The organism is Anaerolineales bacterium, from assembly GCA_015075625.1.
Classification (GTDB): domain Bacteria; phylum Chloroflexota; class Anaerolineae; order Aggregatilineales; family UBA2796; genus UBA2796.
Genome location: JABTTZ010000002.1, coordinates 599,900 through 620,464, shown reverse-complemented (window position 1 = coordinate 620,464; position 20,565 = coordinate 599,900). Strand labels below are relative to the sequence as shown.

The window sequence follows — 20,565 nt, the reverse complement described above, 5'->3', positions numbered from 1 at the left end:
TCCAACGAGAGTCCACACCCTATGCGCAGCGTTCTCATTGTGGAAGACAACGACGATCTACGGTTGATTTACACACGGGTGTTTCGCAAGGCGAATTTCGATGTTCGCCTTGCCTGTGACGGGATAGAAGGGATTGCTGCGCTGGTGAAACATCTGCCGGATGTTGTCATTATGGATGTCAACATGCCGAGGATGACGGGGTTAGAAGTTCTTGCCCATATCCGAAGGGAAGCCACGATGCGGATGGTGAAAGTGATTATGGTCAGCAGCAACGCAGTGGCTATGGGCACCCCTGAGGGAGAGCTTGCCGATTTGTTCTTGCAAAAGCCAATCAGTGTTCACGAATTGATCACCATGACGCGCCGGTTATTGGGAGATACGGGCAATTTGGAAGCGCCTAGTGATCCCCCCGCTCAGCCCATTGCCACAACAAACGCGAGTGCCTGATCATCCGTGTGGGTCAGGCTGATCTCCCATGTCGTTAACCTTAGGGCATGGGCAAGACGAGCCGCATCGCCATGAAGATGCACCGAGGGGCGCCCCTCTGAATCGCTGACCACCTCAATTTCTACCCAACGCACAGCGCCAATCCCTGTACCAAGTGCTTTCGCCACCGCTTCTTTGGCGGCAAAGCGTGCCGCCAAACGCGGCGCTGCACCGGCGCAGGTTGTTTGTTCTCCAAGCGTGAAACAGCGCATCAAAAAGCGATCCCCATGCCGCGCGAGCGCCTCGGCAATGCGCCTGACCTCAATCATATCGACACCAACGCGCAGCATTAATCGGACATCTTTAGCAGCGCCCGCACCCGCGCCACAAGGTCGTTGTGGAAGATGGGTTTCTGAATGTAATCTGTCGCTCCTGCATCAGCGCTTTGGACAACCGCTTCCCCATCGGAACGAGCGGAGAGCATTAGAATAGGCGTTTGCGCCGTCTGTGGGTGGTTGCGAAGTGTTCGACAGAGCGTGATTCCATCCATCCCCCCCATCATAATATCGAGGATAATCAAATCAGGGATATCCGCTTCCAAATGCTTTAAGGCGTCGTCGGCATTTGCCGCCTCAATAACAAAAAAGCCTACCCGATTAAGTAAGATATTCAGGATTTTACGTGCGCCTTGTTCATCGTCAACTACCATGACACGTTTCATCGTGATTGCGTCCTCCCCTGAATGCCCGTCGGATGATCATTCGCCCTAATCGAGTTAGGATGTCCCCAGTCGAACCACATTGCCCTGTGATTGCTCAAAGGGGTAGTGTGAGTGTGAAGGCTTAACCCCTTCAAAAACCTAATTTCCCCTTTTCCCATCAGGATAAGGGAGTAGAACGACAAGGGCAAGCATGTCACGTCTAAATAGTGTAGCATGACTTGAAAAATGAGGCTGTTGTCATGGTTATGTTGGCAAAACCACGTGCCGACTAAACGTTTTGAATGTCTTTCTAACGCACCTTACACACAACCCCTCGCCCCCTCTCCCGCATAGCGGGCTGAGGGGGACACTCTTTGGGAGGGGCGTTCCTCCCTCCCCGCCCTTTTATACAGCTAATCTCAAGGAGAATCAGACCGTTTGCCTAAGGCGAGTTCCTAGCGAAGTTTTCTATGGAGTCTTCTCTATCACATCCTCAATCCTGCGGTAGGGCAAGGTCTTTCCACGTTTCCACCGCGCCTAACGGGAGCTTTGCATCGCGCCGCGTGAGGAAAGGAAATACGCCTGCCAGCGCGTTCAAGAGATCACCAAGACGCGCCGTGAGCCAGGGCATAGAGGTTTGGGCGATCATCTTCCCTTCAAGGGTAATCGCTGCTGCCCCTTTGGGGACTTTGAAAATCATGGCGTAATCGACGCGCTGTTGTTGTTTCAATTCCGGCGTCGTCACTCGCCATTGGGCAATGTCGCTGCCCTCTCCGGCAACGGCAATCTCGCTTCGCCCTTGTTCATATTTGAAATCGGGCATGGCAATGACGGCTTTTCCTTTCAAGCCGCCGCTGGTGGTTAACGCCCCACGCACGCTGGCATTCAAGCCGGGAATCTCCAGGGAGCGCTCTGGTGCCTCAATGCCATAGTTAAGTTCGTTATCAACGCCCACACTAAACCCGCCTTCAACGCTAAAGACGGTTCGCCATTGGCTGGTGGGGAATAGGCTGTGCAGGATGGTTGTATCTGGGCTAAAGGTAAAACGTGTTAGAAGGGAACTAAACTGAACGCCCGTATCTCCGGTAAAGAGGTTGGCGGTCATCCCTAAGAAATAGTAGTCAAAGGTTTTCAAACTATCCTTTACCCATCCGGCAAGCTCAATGCCCTCGCGCTCAAAGCGTTTGGGGGTCAACCGGAAAAATTTTGCGTTAGGGTTAGAAAAACGTACTTCTACGGTTCGCAGTTTATCTAAGAGGGCAACCCCTTCAGCGGCAAGGTCGGTCTGGACACCGCCTGCCAATGTCCCAACTTGTTTTTTCGCTGCGCTAACCATCTGCTCTAATAGGCGGGTTGTTTCTTCTATGTCTTGTTGCGAGACATTGATCGCCGGATCGTCGCTCATCGTCGCCTTCTCCTTATGCCTATTCTGCTTGTTCCCAAGAAAGACATGCTCTTTAATAGTACCTGAGTTTTTGTTGGGTATGATTCTTGTGCATTGCCGCTCATCTTTTCCCAATAGAGGGCATGTGATAGACTCAGTATATCATTTTTTGCCATTATAAGCGGGAGAACCGTGATGACTGACCATCCGGTGAAGATCGTCTGTATTGAAGATGATCCCAAAACCATTGAACTTGTGAAATTGATTTTGAAACGGGAAGGGTTTGAGGTAACTGGCGTTGGGAACGGCGCAGATGGCTTGCGGGCGGTGGAGGCTTTAAAGCCAAACCTTGTCTTGCTTGACCTCATGATGCCCGATATGGATGGTTGGGAAGTCTATCAATCGATCCGGGCGAATGACGCTACGAAACATATTCCAGTGATTATTCTCACCGCAAAGGCACAGGATATTGATCGCCGTCTAGGGCTGAACATCGCTAAAGTGAATGATTATGTCACGAAACCCTTTAGCCCCTCTGACTTGATTCAGGCGGTGCGAAAGATTTTGAGGGTGGAGAATGTCGGTAGCGAAACGACTTCCAATGATGGAACCAGTTAAGCTCCAACCGGTATGAAACTTCAAATCATCACGCTGGAAGCGTATGATGATTCGATCTCTATCCGAGATCGACTCGCCTTTGTACGCGCTGAGCGGGCATTATTGGTCTTGCCGCAGTACAGTGATCGCCCCCTCTTGGGGCGTAAACTTGATCTCGTCTTGATTGGGCGCGAAGCAGCACGACGGGGAATACGCCTTGCTCTTGTCAGCCATGATGCCGAAGTGATCGCTATTGCCCACGATCTGAATATCTCTGTTTTTTCGTCCATTTACGCCAGCCAGCGTGGACGTTGGAAAGTGCCGCTGACGGCAGGCTTTGCCGAACGCCCCACCCGTGATAACGCTCCCGATCCCCATGAGCTTCTTCTCCGCCGCAGTCGTGAGCGTGTTCTCGCCCCGAAGCAGCGTCGCCGCAGGCAAATCGCCCGCTATGGGACGGTAGGGGCATTGGGGCTTCTCCTCCTTCTAATCGCCTATTTGCTCTTGCCGGCAGCCGATTTACAGGTCTTTCCTGCTTATGGACAGATCAACACTGCTCTTATTCTGACGGCAGATTCGACGCTCTCCCAGATTGATGTCGAAGGACGACGCATCCCTGCCGCCGTGCAGACCTTGGATATTGAGACACGGGCAAATATCCCCACCACTGGAATCAGTGATGTTCCAACCAACCCGGCAAGTGGGATTGCCATCTTCACCAACCGCATTGAGTCTGAGGTATTCATCCCACAAGGGACAGTGATCTTCAGTACAGGGCGCGATCCGGCACGATTTTATACCACCGCTGAAGCAACCTTAGGGGCAGGCGTGGGGCGATTCGTCAATGTGCCAATCCTTGCCATGCCTGAAAGCAACGGGACACGGGGCAATATTGAGGCAAACCTAATCATCAATATCGAAGGGGATTTGGGGCGGTTGCTCTCTGTTCGCAACCCCGAACCAACAACGGGCGGATCGGTACGTGAACAAGGAGTCGTCACGAAAAAGGATGCCGATGATCTGCTGATCCTTGCCCGTGAAAAGCTGCGACAAGACTCACTCGGCGCATTTGCCGCCCGTTTAGGGGGAACACAGATCGTCGTACCAGAGTCGATTCGCATCATCAACGAAGGGGCGGAGGAAGCTACCTATAACGCCTTTGTTGGCGATGCCGCTGATACGCTCACCCTCACCCTTCGCGCTCGCCTTCAAGCGTTGATTATTGACGAACAATCGGCACGCCGCGCAGCTATAGCCCAACTTTCAAAAGAGATTCCGCCGGGGATGGCGCTCGTTGTGGAGAGCGTCACCTTCAATCGGGGAGCGGCACGTCTAGAAGGGGATGGACGCATAGCGACCCTTCCGGTGAGCGCCTCAGCAGATGTCGCCGCACGTATTGACACCGAGGCACTCCGTCGGCGGGTGGCGGGTATGTCTATTTCGGATGTCCTAACAATACTAGATCGGGAATTTCTGCTTGACCCTCTCCGCCGCCCAGAAATTGTCCTCTACCCGGGCTTTTTGTCTAACTTCCCCGCTTTGCCCTTGCGCATTTCAATCACGGTGCGACGCGGATGAGTGTGCTGCTCTTACCCCCCACCTCACCGCGTGGGGTGCTGTTGGGCATTGATTACGGCACTAGGATCATTGGTGTGGCGCTTTGTGATGCTTCGCGGATTATCACTCGCCCCTTGCAGATTATTCAGCGTACCACCCGTGAGGCGGAATTCGCCATTCTACGGGCGTTAATCGCCAAGTATGAGGCAGTTGGGATTGTTGTTGGGCTGCCGCTGCCCATGGAAGATGATACTGAAGGTAGCGATTCAATTCGGGCGCTGGGGCGGACGGTGCGCCGTTGGGCGTCCCGTTTAGGGGCAGCGGTGAACGTCCCCATCTTCCTTTGGGATGAGCGCTATAGCTCGTTTGAGGCAGATTTGCAGGCGATAGAGCGTGGAGAACCCCCCTCTCGTGGTGAGCGGCTTGATCATCACGCCGCCGCCATTATCTTAGAGGCGTACCTTAAGGCTCATCGAGAACAGGGAGAACCAGGGGAAAAACGCCCGGATACCTCAGATGGCTAAACCGATCCTAAGGTGATGATCATTCGACGTTTCTGTGTGGTTGATGATAAATCTTTAACGATGGGATAGTGACAGCGATGCGCTACTTAGTAACCGGCGGAGCAGGATTTATTGGGGCTGCTTTAGCAAACCGTCTTGCTACCAGCGGGCATGAGGTACGCGCCCTTGACGATCTAAGTGCGGGTGATTCGGGGCGTCTTGATCCAAAGGTGCTATTCACCCGTGCCGATGTCAACGACACACCAAAACTATGGACACTTTTGCAAGGGGTGGATTGTGTTTACCACCTTGCGGCACGGGTTTCTGTCCCAGAGAGTATCCTTTATCCCCGTGAGTACAACGCCACCAATGTCGGAGGGACCGTCAGCCTGTTAGAGGCGATGCGTGCGGTTGGGGTGGGGCGACTTGTCTTTAGTTCCTCTGGGGCAGTCTATGGCGAACAAGAAAAACAACCCCTTCAAGAAGATTTCACGCCTGACCCGCGCTCACCCTATGCCGTTTCCAAACTTGCCGCCGAATATTATGTGCGCACCTGCGGAATGTTGTGGGGAATTGAGGCTGTCAGCCTGCGGATTTTCAATGCCTATGGTGCTTGGCAGCAGCTTCCGGCTGCTCACCCTCCGGTAATCCCCCAGTTTATCCGCCATGCCCAACGGGGTGGCTCAATCATCATTCATGGTGATGGACGCCAAACCCGCGATTACATCTACATTGATGATGTCGTCGATGCGTTGGTAGCTGCCAGCACCGCGCTGCATGTAGATCGCGAAGTGATCAACATCGGAAGCGGTGCGGAAACCAGTGTCAATGACTTGGTGCGGGAGATCGGCATTGTTCTAGGGAAGGACGTTCAGCCCCTTCATAGCGCAACGCAGAGCGGGGGGGTTTCCCACATGCGGGCAGGGCTGGAAAAAGCACGCCAACTGCTCAATTTTACCCCTAAAATTACCTTAGCCGAGGGACTCCGACGAACGGTTATTCTCGATTCGCGGTTTCAGGGTTAGGCGTTTAGGGCAACCGACCTTACACTCCACCGACCATACGGCGCAGCAAAGCGCTATCATCTAGCGCCCGCCCTGCGCCCACCGCCGTACACACCACCGGATCATCGGCACGGTAGGCAGGGACGCCAATTTGCTTTGTGATGTAATCATCAATTCCGCGCAGCAACCCGCCACCGCCAGTGATAATGACACCCCGATCAATAATGTCTGAGGCAAGTTCGGGCGGCGTTTTTTCAAGGACAGACTTCGCTACACCAGCGATTAGGCTGAGCGTATCTTGGATTGCCTCGACAATTTCCGAGGTACTGATGGCTACTGTGCGCGGCAGTCCGCTAACCTGATCGCGCCCCTGTACTTCCATCGTCAGTTCGTCTTTTAAGGGGACGGCTGCCCCAATCTGAATTTTGATCGACTCGGCAGTGGGTTGCCCAATAACCAAGCCATATTTGCGGCGCATGTAATTGATGATCGCTTCGTCAACGCGCATTCCACCAACACGGACACTATCGGCAACAACAATGCCATTCATGGCAACAACCGCCGCTTCGCTTGCCCCCCCACCCAAGTTCAAGATCATATTGCCAGCTGGTGTTTTCACCGGTAAGCCCGCGCCAATGGCTGCGGCGAGAGGTTCTTGAATCAAAATTGCTTCTCGTGCGCCAGCTTGTACTGCTGCCTCATGGACGGCGCGTCGTTCGACGCTAGTCACCCCATAAGGAACGCTGATCATCACCTGAGGTCCACCAAAAAGCCGCCCTCGCACGCCGATCTTACGCAAGAAGTAACGGAGCATCGCCTCAGTCACTTCGTAATCAGCAATAACCCCATCACGCAGCGGGCGGACAACCTCAATATGCTCTGGGTGGCGTCCATACATATCCCGCGCTTCTTGCCCAATAGCAACAATTTTTTCATCTTCAATCGTCAGCGCCACCATCGACGGTTCTTGGAGGACGATCTGCCCATTTTGGGACATGATCACATTGATCGTCCCTAAGTCGATGCCTAGTTTCCGATTAAACAAACCCATGAAGTATCCCTCGTTTCGGAGGAGGAATTATAGCCGAAGGGCAAGGGAGAGGATACCCCGTTTGCAGCCTTATGCCGTAATTCGCGTTGGGGGACGTTGTTTCCCGTTTAGGCGTTACGCATTTGCCCTCATCCCCCTCCCCCCCTTCTCCCACTGGGCAAACACGTTTAACTGCGTAGGTTCTACCGTTGTTAAAGCAGGGCGATACACGCCGCTTGCCGCCGTGCGCTCTTTGGATCATTTGTGCGCTTTTCCTCATAATCGTCTAAAATAGGGATGAATCAGGGAGTAAACCGTTGTGCAAACGCTTGCCAGGACCCTTGCCGAGTATGATCTAGAACTATTGCGGGTGATCGCCAACCGCTGGGATGTTGATCTCGCCACGCACCAACCCGCCGCTGCCGCCGAACACCTTGCTATCGTCATGCTAACCCCGGAAAAGGCACGGGGTATGTGGGCAAAGCTCCCCGACGATCAGCGGATGGCATTGCAAACATTGATTGGGTCAAAAGGGGCTATGCCCTTTCCGATGTTCAGCAAGATGTTTGGGGAGATCAAATCGGTTGGGATCGATAAACTGGTTCGTGAAAAACCGTATATGAACCCCGCCTCACCTGCTGAGGCGCTTTATTATCGGGGGATGGTGGCAAAGCGGATGCAAAAATCAACACAGGGGCAGCCCATCCCTGTGGTTTATGTGCCAAGCGACTTAGCAACATTGGCGGGAGAATTTCTACAAGCCACAAGCAGTTATGCACAGCTTGCCCAAGAACCCCTCCCCACTGTACTGCCCAAGATGCCACCCAATGCCAAACTTGCCGATACAACGATTGTAGACGACCTCACCACCTTCCTCGCCCTCTGCCGAATAGAGGACATTCCCCTGAAGGAGGGAGTCCTTCCCACCGAGTATCGAACAGGGATAAAGAAGTACTTTCTTGGGACAGGCAGCACGGCTCATCTTGCCCTGATGATTGCCCTTGCCCTTGATTTGCATCTTGTGGAATCCCCCGAACAAAACAATGGGTTGCTTCAACTGCACTCAGCCGAGGCGAAAAAATGGCTAGAACTCCCGCGCTCGGCACAACTTCATGCGCTGGTAAAGGCGTGGTATGGCAGCATCCGTTACAACGAACTCTGGCTTTTACCGGGCATTAAACCAGAAAAAACAGGATGGCAAAACGATCCAACACTGCCCCGCAAAACGATGCTGAGCGCCCTTGATATTGTTTCGCCTGGGGCGTGGTGTCCGGTGGAAGAGATTATCGAAGGAATTAAAGAAGATGAACCGGCGTTTCAGCGCCCGAACGCCGATTTTGATAGTTGGTATATCCGTGACGCCGAGACGGGGAAATACTTGCGCGGGATGGATTCATGGGATGTTATTGATGGCGCAGTTCTTAAATTTGTTCTGACGGGTGTTATGCATGGGTTAGGGCTGGTGGACATTACCGCTGACGCCAGCGCCTTCCGCCTCACCGGATATGGCACAGCCTTCATTGACGATGAGGAGGCGAAAGAAACGCCATTCCCTTCTGATACCCAGATTGCAAAGCCCATCCTAATCAAACCGGATCTAACGATTGAGGTACCTCGCGCTGCAAGCCGCTTCCAGCGCTTCCAAATCGCCCGTTTCACCGAATGGGTGTCAGCGGGCGATCCCTATCTTTTTAAACTTTCTCCAACGGGATGGGAGCGGGCAAAAGGGCAAAACCTGAAAGCCGAGCCAGTCATCACCTTTTTACGCCATGCCAGCGGGGAAAAACTCTCCGATGAGATTATCGCTATGATCGAAGGATGGGACATGAGCGGCAGCACCAGCGTTCCCTGCCGAATGAGCCAACCAATCATCCTCGAAACGCCCACCGCTGATTTGCTCACTCGAATTCTGAACAACCCCGGATTGCGCCGTTATGTCGGACGGCAGTTGGGGGCGGCGACGGTGGTTGTTCGGGAAGAACATTGGTCATCCCTCATGGATGCCCTAAAAGAAGAAGGTATTATGGTGGTTTTGGAAGGTGGTGAAGACGAATCATGACAACTACGGCAATTCCCCTAGCCGGAAAAGTAGCGCTGGTAACAGGGTCGGCACGGCGGGTAGGGCGAGCTATTGCCCTTGAACTGGCAGGGCGGGGGATGAACCTTCTCGTTCACCATAGCAACAGCGATGCCGATGCCGAAAGCGCTGTCCGTGAGATCGAAGGGCTTGGCGTTCAGGCGTACATGGTGAAGGCAGATCTTCGTGATCCCCTTCAGATTGCCCTCTTGTTTAGGACGATTCGGGCGCGGTTCGGGCGACTTGATTTGCTCGTGAATAACGCTTCCGTCTTTTACCCGAAACCGATCCTCGATGTGACAGTGGACGAATGGCGAGATGTGTTGGATGTGAACTTGACTGCACCATTTCTGTGCAGCCAAGCGGCAGCCGGGCTTATGAATGGACGCAGGGAAGGCGGATCGATTATCAATATCCTTGATCTGAGCGCCTTCCATCCATGGAAGACATACCCTCATCACAGCGTGTCTAAAGCCGGATTAAAGATGCTCACAGAGGTCTTAGCGGTGAGCCTTGCCCCGACTATTCGCGTGAATGCGGTAGCACCCGGTCCCGTCCTGCGCGATGCGGGGAACAGCCCTGAACAATGGGCAATACTAGGAGAACGTCTCCCCTTAAAGCGCACGGGCGAACCAACTGATGTGGCACGGGCAGTAGCCTACCTTGCCTCTGAACCTTTTCTGACGGGGGCAATCATCCGTGTGGATGGTGGTGAAGGGCTGCTTTAGGGCGGTCTAAGGGCGTCCGCCCTCGATTTTTTCATCGGCAGATGCTATTGTTAGGGAATTGCCTTTCAAGAGGATCATGCCATCTGTGAATCGCCCAGTGAATCGTCGTCAGTTTTTACGTACACTTCTGCTTGGAGCAGGTACTGCCGCCCTTTCCCCTACAATAGATTGCCTTCTTCCTCGTTTGGCACAGGCTGCCGCCCCGTTGCCTTTTGATGTGTATCTGACCTTTGATGACGGACCAACAACAGAAAAAGATTTATCGGGTCCGACCACCGAAGTCCTTGATCTTCTTAAGGCAGAGGGCATCCCTGCCTCGTTTTTCGTTCACGGGCGTTCGATCAACGATTGGGAAGGACCCATCCTCGCCCGCATTATCCGCGAGGGTCATGCCTTAGGCAACCATCTTTGGCGGCAAGGAGGGAACACCGTCCTTGATGAGACTAAGTACACCATTCTTGCCCAGCAGTACTTTGAAGCGGAAATTCGGATTCGCACTATCCTTCAAGCGGCGGATGTGGAAGCCTATGAACGCTACCTAAGTCAGCCACACATGTACCGCCGTCCGGGGGGAAACAACGGTCTTACACCGTTTCTTGACCTGAAGAACTACCGCACTCTAGAGTATTCAAAAACGATGCGCGGCTACCTTGATAAACTGCCCTGGCTCAAGGGCGTTTATGATTACAGCGGGTGGCACGCCCTCAGCGGCGATGGTATTCCGGCAATACGGGCGCACCCCACAACACCCGAAGAAGCTATCCGCTGGACATTGGATGGTGGCTTTGGTTATTACGGCGTGAATCACTACCTTTGTACCGATGAGCCACCCCGTCGCAGTTTGGAAGCCAGAGATGGCTTGGTAATCTTGCTCCATGATGCTGCTGAACTTTGCCGCAAAGCCCTGCCCACGATTATTTTTCGGTTGCGGGCGCTTGGTGCGACATTCAAGGCGCTCCCCCGTCCGGTGGATGAGCCAAATAGCAAAACAGTGGGAATTGGCTATGCCCCAACGCCCGATCCAAAGGGAGCAGTGTGCCAATGAGTCGATCAACCCCCCTCCCAAAAGGCAAAAATTCAAAACGCATTGCTTGGTTTCATCACCTTTGTGATAACGCCCACTACGAAGCGGCGGCACTTTACCTTTTTGCCTTCTCGCAAGAGTTGTTCAAACAAGGGGAGTTTCGTTTATTGGCAGAACTCCATGAACGGCTGATTGGTAACTTAGCGGATAAGCCTCAACTAGCGCAAAGCAATTGGGGGGAATTGGGGAGTATCTATGGGCAGTTAGGGGAATTGGAAAAGGCGATTATGTATCAACAGAAGGCATTAGAAATCACCGAACAGATCGGGGATGTTGCCAATGAAATGACGTGGCGAACGAACATCGGCAACCGCTTGTTCAGTTTAGGGCGGATTGAGGAAGCCGTTCACCATTATCAGGTGGTCTTATCCATGGCACGCCAACACGAGGATCGTCGGACAGAGATCGTCGTCCTACTGGCGTTGGGATCATGTGCGGCGGGAGTTGGTGATTTTTCTAATGCATTGACCTTCTATAAAAAAGTACAAACGATCCTCGAAACCTCACCAGAAATTGACGCAACAGGCTTGATCGGCGTCCTGTTTGGCAACATGGGGAATGTCTATCATGCCCTCGGCAACCTCAGTATGGCGATAAGCCATCATGATCAGGCGTTGGAGGGAACGCGGGAAAATGCTGTTGCCTATTCACGGGCGCTTGGTAATCTTGCCGAGGCACTCATAAGCGCTGACACCTTTGCCGAGGCATTGACCTGCCTTAAAGAAGGTATTGCCCGTGATAAGCGCATGGGCTACAAACTGGGGCTTAGTTATAAGCATGGCTCGTTGGCTTCCTTTTACCTTCTTCAAGAGGATTTCAAAGCAGCCCTTGCCACGGCAAACGCCGCAGTCGCTTACCATAACCCCAAAAACGATCCGCAAATTGCCTTGTTACGAGGAATTGCCCACCTCCGTTTAGGGGAAACCGCCGCCGCCAATGCCGATTTTCATGCCGCCAATGACAGCGCCTCAAAGCAGCTTACGCTCAACACACGCAACCCAGAGGCGTTAATTACGGACATCCTGGCTCACTGTGGGATGGGGATCAGCGGCGTCAATAATATGAATGAGAGCATTGCTGCCTTGCAGTTAAAGCGCCTGCGCGGATTTTGCCAAGCACCGGGCTTAGAGGCGCGGATGAAACGCCTCCTCGCTCTACTTGAGCCGGTGGATTCAATTGGCTTGATTGCGGCGTTTTGGTCATTAACGGACAATGTTTCGTAGATCATCAGGCTAAGAGGGCAGCACAAGCCGCCCCTCTATCCCCCACAGGAACCAACGAACGGGCGGCGAGCGGCGCTATTTCCCGCGCCGCTCCGAGCATCCTTCCAATTTCGAGCAGAACTGCGAGCAAAGCGGCTCATTGGTGGCAATGAAGCCAATATAAAATTCGTTGTTATCTTTGGGCAGTGTATAGACGAATGCGCAGGGTTGGTATTCATCCCCAATCGTGGCTGCCCCGGCTAGGTTATTCGGCGCAATACAGCCCAAGAGCGTGGCTGGATCGATCAGTTTATTCCGGTTCACAATGATGACCAGCCCAGAGTCAAGCGGATTTGCTTGGTTTAGATAGGTGCGCCCTTGCACAGCGCCTGCCTTTTGATAGCACTTCGCCAATTCATTAGCAAACAAGACAGCGCCGGTCACTTGCAACTGACCGCCACTTGCCGCCGCACCAGCAATCGCTTTGCTCACGGTGTCGACAATATCCATCGTATCGGTGACATTGTAGCCGGATAGTGCGGGCATCATATTCGCGGCGGTGGGGTCGGAAGTTGCTCCCCCACAAGCCGCTATCATTCCAGCGACGAGCAAAAAGGTAAACGCACGCATCAGGGTTTTCCGAGCGATCATGGGTTGTCTCCTCACTGCACATAGGCACAAGTCTCTGTAGTGTAGATCGTTTTTCAGAATTGTGGGGCGCTGATCTTTATAGAGTACGGTGGCGCTGAAATTGTGTGAAGTCTGTTTTTCCGGTATTTCCCTGTTTAGGGCGGATCACGGTACAATCCCTCTCAATCCGTTTTTTGCGATATGTACCGGACTTTTTGGGGGAGGATTCATCGTGGGACGCTGGGCTGGCAAATACGTGATAGGACTCACGGGGAATATCGGGATGGGCAAAAGCGTCGTGCGGAAGATGTTGGAACATCTTGGCGCATACACGATTGATGCCGATGGCTTAACGCACCAAACCATGGTGCCGGGTGCGCCCGCGTACCATCCCGTTGTAGAGCAATTTGGGAAATGGATATTGGATAAAGATGGCAAGATCAACCGCTCCAAACTGGGGGCAGTGGCATTTTCTCATCCGGAGGCGTTGACGCTCCTTGAATCGATCACCCATCCAGTCATTGGGCGGGGGATTGATACGCTCATCAGCCGCGCCAAACAACCCATTATTGTCTTAGAAGCAATCAAACTGATTGAAGGGAGTTTGGCAGCGGGGGTCGATACGATTTGGGTCGTTGACAGCGCCCCCCAAGTCCAACTTCAGCGGTTGATTGAAAAACGGGCAATGCCCGAAGGGGAAGCGCGGAAACGTATTGAAGGACAAAACCCACAGCGCGAAAAACTTGCCCGCGCCAACGCCGTAATCACGAACAACACAACCCTTCAGGATGTTTGGGTACAGGTAGAGCGCGAGTGGGGAGTGCTTATGAAGCGCTTGGGCTTGCATGTGGAAGAAGAAGAAGTTCTAACTTCCGCTGCGCCACAAACCCCACCTTCGGTGACGGTTACGCCCATGTCCAATATCAATTTGGCGCAATCGTCTGCCCAAGCCGCTGCCCAACCGCCAAGCCCAACTGCCCAACCCGTCGTCGCGCCCAAACCACCCACGCAGCCCATCCCGACTCCAACGCAGCCGACTCCCCCGCCGAGTCGTCCGGTGTTGCCTGCTATGCAACCGCCAACGCCCCAACCGGCACAGCCCTCGGCAGCGGGGATGACAGGAACAGCCGAAACTGCACGCAGCACGCAAGCCGCGCCAAGTGTGCCGCCGCAGCCACCAGCAAGTAAACCTGTCCCTGTTCCTCCGCCAGCGGGGGCTGCCCAACCGGGGCTGATCAAAACGCAGCGGGTGATGCCCAAGACTTCCGAGGCACTGGCGGGGTTCATCAACCGCCTGACGGGGAAGGCACTCAACCGGATGGACATTATGGCGGCGTTTGGGCAGAAATCCTATTGGATAGCCACTGCCAGCGGGCAGATCATTGGGGCAACCGGCTTTCAGGTGGAAAATCTGATCACCCGCGTGGACGAATTTCTGATCATCCCCGGCGCCCCCCTCGGTGTGGTGGCAAAGGAATTGATTCTCGCCGTCGAAGAAGCCTCACGTCAGTTGCAAAGCGAAGTGGGGTTCTTCTATATGCCGACGAATACGCCGCCGCTCTTGGTACAGGCGTTCCGCGAGCAGGGTTACCACCCCACACCGTTAGACGCGATCACCATCCCGGCATGGCGAGAAGCTGCCCAAGAATCCCAACCAAGTGGGACAGCAATCCTCATGAAACAGTACCGTGAACGGATTTTGAAACCGATTTGATCCTCGTTCTCCGGTGCTTACCCGCCGGGGACTGATGGGACGGTGTGGCAATGTGTTCGGACGCCGTAGATTAGCCGTGGAGATGTTTTTGGTGGATGCCTTCTATGCCCGTTTGAAAAAATTTCCGGTGGTGGGAACACTCCTCGCCTTTGCTGAGAATCGCCCACGCCTTGCGGCGTGGATGGTTCTTTCCATTGGGATTGTTGGGTTGCTGCTCATCACCGCTCGTGATGTTGGTTTGTTGGTGGGGCAGTGGATCGCCCTGATTATCGCCTCTGTTCTTGTCGCCGGGGCGTGCATTTGGATTGTCAGTTGGGAAGACGCCGAAGAAGCCGCAACTCCTAACGAGTGATCAGATAATAATCAGGGTAGTTTTTCCAAGTGACGGGCGTTCCAAAGGATGAATGCCGCGCCGATGAACGTCCCCCCACTAAAGAGAATCATTGTCGGGACAACGCCAAGTGCCTGCCCCGACACCCCAATCAAGAGGCTGCCAAATGGCGATAAGCCAAAAAAGGTGATGGTGTACAAACTGAGGACGCGCCCCCGAAATTCGTCGGGGACGGTGTTCTGGATCAGGGTGTTGGTGAGGACAAACTGACAAACAAAGGCAAACCCCGAAACAGCAATCAAGGGGAGGGCTAAGGTCATTGTCCGTGTTAGGGCAAGGGCGATCACACTTGCCGGACCAACCAACGCACCGATCATCATCACCCGCCCGCGCACCCCTCGCCCCGTGATCATCGTAATTAAGACCGTTCCGCCCAACGCTCCCAACCCTTGCGCTGTCAGCAGCGCCGATGTGCCGTCTTTCAGATTGCCCAAGATTTTGTCCGAAAAGGGGGAGATCAGAACGCTGAAGGTCAAGCCAAACATGCTGCTTATGGCGCTCAGCAATAACAGAGGGCGAATCACAGGATGCGAACGGGAAAAGCGCAGCCCTTCCTTGAAAGACGCAAAAAAATGGATAGCCTCTGTCACCCGCGTTATGGGGCGCAGTTTCATCAAGGACAGTCCGGTAATCACGGCGAGGAAACTCAACCCATTCAAGAGGAAACACCACGAGACACCAATGTAGCGAAGGGCTAACCCCCCAAATGCCGGACCCAAAATTCGCGCTACATTGAACATCATCGAATTCAAGACGATCCCGCTTGGCAAGTCCTCTCGCCCAACCATCTCCGTAAAAAAGGAAAGCCGTGTAGGGGCTTCAATGGCTGTACCAATGCCCAATGTAAAGGAAAGGGCAATGACATGCCAAATTTGGAGTGTTCCGGCAAAGCTCAAGCCGGCGAGGGTGAGCGCCGTCAGCATCATCAACGTTTGCATCAGGATCAACACACGACGACGCGGAAAGCGCTCGGCTATCACCCCGCTGAAGGGGGCAAGAATGAACGCTGGAAAGCCCTGCGCACAGGCGACCAAGCCCAACGCCAATTCTGACCCCAATGCCTCAGGAACACCTGCCTTAAGTTGCGCCTCGGCAAGTTGGTAAACAACGATCTGCTGCGCCACAGTTTGCATCCATGTTCCAATGAGAGAGACGATTTGCCCGCCGAAAAAATAGCGGTAGGCGGGGTGGCGAAGTGCCGAGAATGCCCCATGCCCAGAGGGTTGCTTTTGCTGCTTAGGTTGGGTGTCGTCGGGGAGCGGCTTTAAAATTGCCTCAGTGGGAACGGGTCTCATGAAGGGTATGATTGTCCTCTTGATTAAACATCATACAACCGAACGCCGGGAGTTGCCATGATCAACGAGGAATCGATCCGCGCCGTGCGGACGAGCCGCCTAAACAGCCATTTTGGAAAGCCGCTCTACGATGGTTATGGCTTTGCCGCCTTACCGGGAACAATCCAGACAATGCTCACTGGACACCTCTCCCCACATCGCCTGCCGTCCCCCGCATTGGGACTTTTTCCACCTCACTATGAAAAGGTGATCGTTCTATTCATTGATGCTTTTGGCTGGCGGTTTGTGGAACGGTTTTACAAAAAGTACCCTTTTTTACAACGGATTGCCCAAGAGGGGGTCATCAGCGTTCTTTCTACGCAGTTCCCTTCAACAACCTCCGCCCATGTGACGACCTTCCATACGGGGAAGCCCGTCGGGGAAACGGGTATCTACGAATGGTTTATCTACGAACCAACCTTAGATGCGATGATTATCCCCCTGATGTATTCCTACGCCGGAGATGAGATACCGGAAACACTTCGCAAAAGTCCGGCAAACCCCAAGACGATCTACCCCCGTCAAAACGTATACAGTGATCTTGCCGCACGGGGGGTAAAAAGCTACTTGTTCCAGCCCCACAATATCATCCATTCCACCTACACAGAGACTCTTTCTCAGGGGGCGAGCTTGATTGGCTATCGGACACTCTCTGAGGGGTTGGTGAACCTTGCCGAACTTGCGCTACGGGTCAAGGGGAAGGCGCTCTTTTACTGGTACTATGATGCCATTGACTCGATCTGTCACCGCTATGGACCCGACTCTCCCCATGTCGCCGCCGAAATTGATACCTGTATGAATGCCTTAGAGCGTCTTTTTCACGCGGCAGTGGCAGGTAAACTGAAAAATACAGCCGTCATGCTTATTGCCGATCATGGACAAACGGAGGTCAACCCTGAAACGACGGTCTACTTAAATCAGGCACTCCCCGCACTCGTACCATTGATCCGCCAGGGGCAGCGGGGAGACCTTCTCACGCCCGCCGGCTCCAGCCGTGATATGTTTCTCCATGTCCTTCCCAATGCCGTAGACGAGGCGCAAACGATGCTCACCCGCCGCTTGGAAGGCTATGCCGAGGTGTATCGAACAAACACCCTGATTGAGCAGGGATTCTTTGGGGAGACCATTTCGGATAGTTTTCGGGCGCGGATTGCTGATCTCGTTGTCTTACCCTATCAGGGGAATACGGTTTGGTGGTATGAAAAAGGCATTTATGAGATGCGCTTTTTGGGGATGCATGGCGGCTTGGGGGCGGAAGAAATGGAGACAAATCTGCTGTTCTATCCTTACATATAACGGTTATTAGGAGTAGGAGTTACGCACAGACCCTCACCCCCTAGCCCCCTCTCCCGCTGCGCGGGAGAGGGGGAAATCATCCTTTTGAGGGGGAAGCCCCCTCAATCTTCCCCTTCCGATGAATACGGGGTAAACACGTTCAATTGCGTAAGTCCTAAGGAGATAAGGGAGATGGTCAATAAACGAATCCCCTTTGGGGGTTGTCTTTGTGGTGAGATACCATCTCTCCCTCTACAATTGAGTTTACCTATCTAACGGTTTTTTTGCGGAGTTCCCCCTTCATGGTGTTATCAGTTCTACCCTCGCCTTCGTTGCGGCAAAGCAAACCTCTCTGGCAGATGGCAGCGATCACAGCCGCTGTGGGGATCGTCTACGCGCTCACCGCGCAAATCGGCTTTCAATTTGCTATTGCTGGAAATGTCACCGCTGTTTGGCTGCCTTCTGGGGTGGCGCTGGCGGCGGTTATTTCGTTTCGGCGGACTGCCTTGCCGGGGATTCTACTCGGCTCGTTTTATGGGAATATTCGTGCGTTTTACGCCCCAGAGAGCCTACCTACAGCGTTGACGGTAAGCCTTATTATCGGGCTAGGGGCAGTCCTTGAAGCCTATCTGGGGGATTATCTTCTCCGGCGTTTCACCAAGATACCTCATTATCCGTTCACCCTGACGAATGATGTCCTTATCTTCGCGGGCTTGGCGGCATTGGGCGCGTGCCTGATTAACGCCACCATGGGGACAATCAGCATCACCCTTGCCGGCTATGCAAAACCAGAAAATTTCGCCATTACGTGGGTCACTTGGTGGCTAGGGGATGCCGTTGGTATCCTCATTATCACCCCTGCCCTACTGATCTTTTCTCGCCGCCCACCTTATGGGATTGAACGCCTGCCAGAGACACTTCTCCATCAAGGGTTATTCCTTCTGCTCGGCTTTCTTGCCTTTCGCAGCGGCTACCCCATTGAATATACAATAATTCCCATCTTGCTGGTGAGTGTTTTCCGTTTTGAGCAGTATGGCGCTGCCGGATCAATCCTCATTGTTGCCCTCATCGCCTTGGTGACGACCATTCAGGGCGTCAGCAGCTTTCGTCGCCCCGATTTAAACGAATCGCTGCTCTTGGTACAGGCATTCGTCTCCACAGTAGCGATTACTGCGCTTATTTTGGCGGCAGAAATCAGCGGACGGCGGGCATCTCAGGAAAACCTTGAGGAGCGCGTCCGCCTGCGCACCCGCGAATTGGAGGAGACAAACGCACAGCTAAACAAAGCCCGCCTTGACGCCGAAGCCGCAAACAAGGCAAAGAGCGCCTTCCTTGCCACCATGTCCCATGAACTGCGCACCCCGCTAAACGCTGTTGTTGGCTATACGGAGATTCAATTGGCGGGGATGGCGGGCGAACTGAACGACGAACAGCGCAACTATCAAGAGCGTGTTTTGGTCAATGCCCGCGATCTTTTGGGCTTGATCAATGAGATTCTTGATCTTTCCAAGATTGAAGTCGGACGCCTAGATATTATCAACAAGCCCTATACCCTGCGGACGATGGTCAATGAGTTGATTGCCCAATACCATGTCCTTGCCGAAGAAAAGCAAATTGCCCTGACTGTAGACCTTGACCCCGCTCTGCCCAATCGTATCATGGGCGATATGGGGCGGGTGAAACAAATCGTCGTCAATTTGCTCTCCAATGCCCTTAAATTTACCGAAAAAGGCGCTGTGGAGGTGCATCTTAAAAAAGTGAGTGATGCCTCGTGGTCACTGGCGGTAACCGATAGCGGAATGGGGATTCCTTCCCACCTTCAGGAGACGATCTTTGATGAGTTTCGTCAAGGTGATTCTGCTGCCAACCGCCAACACAATGGGACGGGCTTAGGCTTGGCCATTGTCCGCAAACTTGCCCTGCTGATGAGCGGCAATGTGCGCGTTCAAAGCACGCCCGGTCAAGGCAGCACGTTCACCGTGACCCTCCCCCTGATTCCCGCCTAAATCCCACTTTGTAACGAAAGATGAATAAGGTCAAAGGGAGAAATCGCCTAAAATGTCTCTAAGGACACAAAACAGTATTGATCTAAAGGGATGGATTGTTCTTATTGTCGAGGATGATCAGGATACCCTAACTGTGGCATCTAAGTTGTTGGAGTTTTATGGTGCAACCGTCCACACAGCGCTTTCCGTAGAGCGCGGTTTAGCCCTGTTAAAAACGCTCTAGCCAACCCTGATTCTTTCGGACATTTCAATGCCTTCTATGGATGGTTACGCGCTTTTGGGGGTAATTCGTTCCCGCCCCACAGTTCAAAGCGTGCCAGTGATTGCTCTCACCGCCAACGCCATGATTGGCGACGAAGACAGCATCCGTAATGCGGGGGTTGATGGGTACATTGGCAAGCCATTCTCGCTTATCACCTTCGTCAAGGAAATTACAGAGGTTGTTACACAGCTAGACACCGCAGGAACATGACGAACCGCATAGGACACCTACACATGAACGATCAAACGTGGCGAATTCTCTTGGCGGAAGATTCCTTTGACGATGTTCAATTGGTCACCAAAATTTTGACCCATTACGGGATTGAGGTGCATCATGCCGCAAACGGCGTTGAATGCCTGGCAATGCTTTTTGACCTTGCCCCTGATCTGGTCATTACCGACCTTGCCATGCCCGAAATGGATGGGTGGCAAACGCTCCAAAATATCCGTGCCGATGCCCGCACAGAAGACCTTCCTGTGATTGCAATTATCGCCTATCACTCGACCACCGTTGCCGAGGATGCCCAAAGCGCTGGCTTCAATGCCTATTTCTCGAAGCCAATCAGCCCAACCACCTTTGTCCAAAGCCTGCGGGATTTGCTGTTGGTGGGTTAGGCTCACCAGGCAATAAAAGATCGTTACCAGATCATTGTAGCGAAGGG

Annotated in this window: 22 protein-coding genes; 16 read left to right on the top strand and 6 right to left on the bottom strand. The window is 53.4% G+C overall.

The window, feature by feature from the left end; genetic code table 11:
* Window positions 1-21 precede the first annotated feature (21 nt).
* On the top strand, window positions 22-447 hold the full coding sequence (locus tag HS103_11330; protein ID MBE7513388.1) for a response regulator: 426 nt from the start codon (window positions 22-24) through the stop codon (window positions 445-447).
* Here the strand turns inward: HS103_11330 and acpS are convergent.
* From acpS to HS103_11315, 3 genes are all read right to left on the bottom strand, one after another.
* Window positions 414-776 (bottom strand): holo-ACP synthase, encoded by a 363-nt coding sequence (gene acpS, locus HS103_11325; protein ID MBE7513387.1) that lies wholly within the window; start codon window positions 774-776, stop codon window positions 414-416. The genes HS103_11330 and acpS overlap by 34 nt on opposite strands.
* A complete protein-coding gene (locus HS103_11320) occupies window positions 776-1,147 on the bottom strand; it encodes a response regulator (GenBank protein MBE7513386.1) in 372 nt (123 codons plus the stop codon). Before HS103_11320 ends, acpS begins: the two co-directional genes overlap by 1 nt.
* 472 nt (window positions 1,148-1,619) lie before the next feature.
* On the bottom strand, window positions 1,620-2,531 hold the full coding sequence (locus tag HS103_11315; protein MBE7513385.1) for a hypothetical protein: 912 nt from the start codon (window positions 2,529-2,531) through the stop codon (window positions 1,620-1,622).
* A gap of 174 nt (window positions 2,532-2,705) precedes the next feature.
* Here HS103_11315 and HS103_11310 point away from each other — a divergent pair, with 174 nt between their 5' ends.
* The 4 genes from HS103_11310 (at window position 2,706) to HS103_11295 (ending at window position 6,192) form a co-directional block, all read left to right on the top strand.
* Window positions 2,706-3,128 (top strand): response regulator, encoded by a 423-nt coding sequence (locus HS103_11310; GenBank protein ID MBE7513384.1) that lies wholly within the window; start codon window positions 2,706-2,708, stop codon window positions 3,126-3,128.
* 12 nt (window positions 3,129-3,140) lie between these two features.
* Complete coding sequence (locus HS103_11305) at window positions 3,141-4,685, top strand: hypothetical protein (GenBank protein MBE7513383.1); 1,545 nt, start codon at window positions 3,141-3,143, stop codon at window positions 4,683-4,685.
* The gene (gene ruvX / locus HS103_11300) at window positions 4,682-5,188 is read left to right on the top strand and encodes a Holliday junction resolvase RuvX (GenBank protein ID MBE7513382.1); all 507 of its coding nucleotides are present in this window, start codon (window positions 4,682-4,684) and stop codon (window positions 5,186-5,188) included. The genes HS103_11305 and ruvX overlap by 4 nt, the downstream gene beginning before the upstream one ends.
* Window positions 5,189-5,265: 77 nt before the next feature.
* Window positions 5,266-6,192 (top strand): NAD-dependent epimerase/dehydratase family protein, encoded by a 927-nt coding sequence (locus HS103_11295; GenBank protein MBE7513381.1) that lies wholly within the window; start codon window positions 5,266-5,268, stop codon window positions 6,190-6,192.
* A 19-nt stretch (window positions 6,193-6,211) separates the two neighbouring features.
* On the opposite strand, the gene HS103_11290 is transcribed toward HS103_11295, so the two are convergent.
* Window positions 6,212-7,222, bottom strand: a complete 1,011-nt coding sequence (locus HS103_11290; GenBank protein MBE7513380.1) for a rod shape-determining protein — start codon at window positions 7,220-7,222, stop codon at window positions 6,212-6,214.
* Window positions 7,223-7,520: 298 nt separating this feature from the next.
* On the opposite strand from HS103_11290, the gene HS103_11285 reads away from it, so the two are divergent.
* From HS103_11285 to HS103_11270, 4 genes are all read left to right on the top strand, one after another.
* Window positions 7,521-9,260: a hypothetical protein gene (locus HS103_11285; protein MBE7513379.1), complete on the top strand. Its 1,740-nt coding sequence runs from the start codon at window positions 7,521-7,523 to the stop codon at window positions 9,258-9,260.
* Entirely contained in the window at window positions 9,257-10,006 is a 750-nt protein-coding gene (locus tag HS103_11280; protein MBE7513378.1) for an SDR family oxidoreductase, read from the top strand. Before HS103_11285 ends, HS103_11280 begins: the two co-directional genes overlap by 4 nt.
* A gap of 76 nt (window positions 10,007-10,082) precedes the next feature.
* Window positions 10,083-11,051 (top strand): polysaccharide deacetylase family protein, encoded by a 969-nt coding sequence (locus tag HS103_11275; protein MBE7513377.1) that lies wholly within the window; start codon window positions 10,083-10,085, stop codon window positions 11,049-11,051.
* Window positions 11,048-12,313, top strand: a complete 1,266-nt coding sequence (locus HS103_11270; protein MBE7513376.1) for a tetratricopeptide repeat protein — start codon at window positions 11,048-11,050, stop codon at window positions 12,311-12,313. Before HS103_11275 ends, HS103_11270 begins: the two co-directional genes overlap by 4 nt.
* A gap of 75 nt (window positions 12,314-12,388) precedes the next feature.
* On the opposite strand, the gene HS103_11265 is transcribed toward HS103_11270, so the two are convergent.
* Window positions 12,389-12,943 (bottom strand): hypothetical protein, encoded by a 555-nt coding sequence (locus HS103_11265; GenBank protein MBE7513375.1) that lies wholly within the window; start codon window positions 12,941-12,943, stop codon window positions 12,389-12,391.
* 211 nt (window positions 12,944-13,154) lie between these two features.
* Between HS103_11265 and HS103_11260 the strand changes: the two genes are divergently transcribed.
* Together HS103_11260 and HS103_11255 are read left to right on the top strand one after the other, a co-directional pair.
* Window positions 13,155-14,636, top strand: a complete 1,482-nt coding sequence (locus tag HS103_11260; GenBank protein MBE7513374.1) for a dephospho-CoA kinase — start codon at window positions 13,155-13,157, stop codon at window positions 14,634-14,636.
* A 52-nt stretch (window positions 14,637-14,688) separates the two neighbouring features.
* Window positions 14,689-14,988 (top strand): hypothetical protein, encoded by a 300-nt coding sequence (locus tag HS103_11255; GenBank protein ID MBE7513373.1) that lies wholly within the window; start codon window positions 14,689-14,691, stop codon window positions 14,986-14,988.
* 11 nt (window positions 14,989-14,999) lie between these two features.
* Here the strand turns inward: HS103_11255 and HS103_11250 are convergent, their stop codons facing one another.
* A complete protein-coding gene (locus HS103_11250) occupies window positions 15,000-16,322 on the bottom strand; it encodes an MFS transporter (protein ID MBE7513372.1) in 1,323 nt (440 codons plus the stop codon).
* Between the two features lie 57 nt (window positions 16,323-16,379).
* On the opposite strand from HS103_11250, the gene HS103_11245 reads away from it, so the two are divergent.
* The 5 genes from HS103_11245 (at window position 16,380) to HS103_11225 (ending at window position 20,518) form a co-directional block, all read left to right on the top strand.
* Complete coding sequence (locus HS103_11245; GenBank protein ID MBE7513371.1) at window positions 16,380-17,657, top strand: alkaline phosphatase family protein; 1,278 nt, start codon at window positions 16,380-16,382, stop codon at window positions 17,655-17,657.
* Between the two features lie 338 nt (window positions 17,658-17,995).
* Window positions 17,996-19,642, top strand: coding sequence for an MASE1 domain-containing protein (locus HS103_11240; GenBank protein ID MBE7513370.1), 1,647 nt, complete (start codon window positions 17,996-17,998; stop codon window positions 19,640-19,642).
* A gap of 52 nt (window positions 19,643-19,694) precedes the next feature.
* Window positions 19,695-19,865 (top strand): hypothetical protein, encoded by a 171-nt coding sequence (locus HS103_11235; GenBank protein MBE7513369.1) that lies wholly within the window; start codon window positions 19,695-19,697, stop codon window positions 19,863-19,865.
* 27 nt (window positions 19,866-19,892) lie between these two features.
* Window positions 19,893-20,114, top strand: coding sequence for a response regulator (locus HS103_11230; protein MBE7513368.1), 222 nt, complete (start codon window positions 19,893-19,895; stop codon window positions 20,112-20,114).
* Window positions 20,115-20,137: 23 nt separating this feature from the next.
* Complete coding sequence (locus HS103_11225) at window positions 20,138-20,518, top strand: response regulator (protein ID MBE7513367.1); 381 nt, start codon at window positions 20,138-20,140, stop codon at window positions 20,516-20,518.
* The last annotated feature ends 47 nt before the right edge of the window (window positions 20,519-20,565 follow it).